The sequence below is a fragment of the Ramlibacter sp. genome, assembly GCF_035655895.1.
Taxonomy (GTDB): domain Bacteria; phylum Pseudomonadota; class Gammaproteobacteria; order Burkholderiales; family Burkholderiaceae_C; genus Ramlibacter.
This window is the reverse complement of record NZ_DASRTN010000013.1, coordinates 63298-65602: the sequence shown is the minus strand read 5'-3', so window position 1 is coordinate 65602 and position 2305 is coordinate 63298. Positions and strand designations below refer to the sequence as shown.

Here is a 2305-nt window from a genome sequence, read left to right as displayed (position 1 = left end):
GGTTAAACTCCTCCGAGGGCGGCCGACCCTCTTGTTCTGTTGCAGCTACGAACTGCAACGGCTTGAAACGTTTCGAAACAATTATGCCGCATGCTCGCCTGGGAGGGCCCAGAGCAGAAGGCTATACGGCGCCCCTTCCCGATTGGATTCGCTAATGCCCGCATATGCTTTCGAGGCGCTTGACAGCCAGGGGCAAACCCGGCGGGGCGTGCTGGAGGCCGAATCGGCCAAGGCCGCCCGCGGCCAGTTGCGCGCGCAGTCGCTCATCCCGCTGGTCGTCGACGCGGTCGGAGGCCAGTCCCCGGGTTCTTCGGCAGTTGCCGGCAGAACTTGGGGGCGGCGGGTCTTCAGTGACACCAAGTTGACCGTCTGGACGCGTCAACTGGCCGGCCTAGTCGCATCAGGCCTGCAACTTGAGCGCGCGCTCACTGCGCTGGCGGACGAGTCGGACGAGGATCGCGAACGGCACCTGGTGGCGGCGCTGCGGGCCGAAGTGAATGCCGGATCGACTTTCGCCGCGGCGCTTTCGCACTTTCCTCGTGAGTTTTCGGACATCTACATCGCAGTCGTCAGTGCCGGCGAACAGGGCGGCGACCTGGGAATCGTTCTGGAACGGCTGGCGGACGACCTCGAGAACCGCCAGGCCCTGCGGGGCCGGCTGGTCGGCGCGGCGCTCTACCCCGCGATCGTCACGCTCGTCGCCCTGGCCATCGTCGTGTTCCTGGTCACCTACGTCGTGCCGCAGGTGGCCAATGTGTTCGCCGGGACCAAGCGGGCGCTGCCGCTGTTGACGGTGGTGATGCTCGCCTTGAGCGACCTGGTCCGCCAATGGGGTTGGATTCTGGGTCTGCTCATCCTTGCTCTCGTTGCTGTATTGCGTGTGTCGCTGCGCAACGAGGGGTTTCGTGAAAAATTCGACGCAGCGTGGCTTCGTTTGCCGGTTCTGGGCCGGTTGTCTCGTGGTTACAACAGCGCGCAGTTCGGGAACACGCTGGCCATGCTGACCTCCGCCGGTGTGCCCATCCTCAAGGCGCTGCAGGCCGCCGCCCAGACGCTGAACAACCGGGCGATGCGGGCCGATGCGCTCGATGCCCTGGTGCTGGTGCGCGAAGGCGCACCGCTGGCCTCGGCGCTGGCACAGAAGAAGCGCTTCCCCGGCCTGCTGTCGATGTTCGCGCGGCTGGGCGAACAGACCGGGCAGTTGCCGGTGATGCTGCAGCGCGCCGCCACCCAGCTCGGCAGCGAGGTGCAGCGCCGCGCCATCCAGCTGGCCACCGTCCTCGAGCCGCTGCTGATCGTCGCGATGGGCCTGATCGTGATGCTGATCGTGCTGGCGGTGCTGATGCCCATCATTCAGCTCAACCAGTTCGTGCGCTGATCCGCACCATGCCCGCATGAGCCTGTTTCCCGACGAGCGGCTGGTGGTCGCCATCTCCTCGCGCGCGCTGTTCAACTTCGAGGAGGAGAACCGCATCTTCGAGAGCGGCGATGCGAAGGCCTACATGGCGCTGCAGCTGCAACGGCTGGAGCAGCCGGCAAAACCGGGCATCGCCTTCTCGCTCATCAAGAAGCTGCTGGCCTTCAACGACACGACGACCCAGCGGGTCGAGGTGGTGATCCTGTCGCGCAACGATCCCGTCTCGGGCATGCGCATCTTCCGCTCGGGCCTGGCCAACCAGATCCACCTCGAACGCGGCGTGTTCACCCAGGGACGCTCGCCGTTTCGCTACCTGCGCCCGCTCGGCGCACACCTGTTCCTCTCGGCCAACGCCGAGGACGTGCGCGAGGCGCTGGCCGCGGGCTTTCCCGCCGCCCGGGTGCTGGTGGAGTCGGTGCTGGCCGGCACCAACTACCCGGACGAAGTGCGCATCGCCTTCGACGGCGACGCCGTCCTGTTCTCCGACGAGGCCGAGCGCGTGTTCCAGAAGGAAGGGCTGAGCGCCTTCCAGCAGCACGAGTTGCACAAGGCGCTGCAGCCCCTGCCCGAAGGTCCCTTCAAGCCGCTGCTCACCGCCCTGCACCGGCTGCAGGCGGCCGGCACGGCGGGGATGAAGATCCGCACCGCCCTGGTGACGGCCCGCAGCGCGCCGGCCCACGAGCGCGCCATCCGCACGCTGATGCAGTGGGACATCCGGGTGGACGAGGCCATGTTCCTGGGCGGGCTGCCCAAGGGCGAGTTCCTGCGCGAGTTCGAGCCCGACTTCTTCTTCGACGACCAGACCCGGCACGTCGACCAGGCGGCGCGCCACGTGCCGGCCGGCCACGTCGCCGGCGGCATCACCAACCCCGGCGGTTAGTCAGGGTG

2 protein-coding genes are annotated in these 2305 nt (G+C 67.2%); both read left to right on the top strand.

What is annotated here, in order from left to right; translation table 11 throughout:
• The first annotated feature begins 154 nt into the window (after nucleotides 1-154).
• Nucleotides 155-1378 (top strand): type II secretion system inner membrane protein GspF, encoded by a 1224-nt coding sequence (gene gspF / locus VFE82_RS14790; RefSeq protein ID WP_325001081.1) that lies wholly within the window; start codon nucleotides 155-157, stop codon nucleotides 1376-1378.
• A gap of 16 nt (nucleotides 1379-1394) precedes the next feature.
• Nucleotides 1395-2297 (top strand): 5'-nucleotidase, encoded by a 903-nt coding sequence (locus VFE82_RS14785; protein ID WP_325001080.1) that lies wholly within the window; start codon nucleotides 1395-1397, stop codon nucleotides 2295-2297.
• Nucleotides 2298-2305 lie beyond the last annotated feature (8 nt).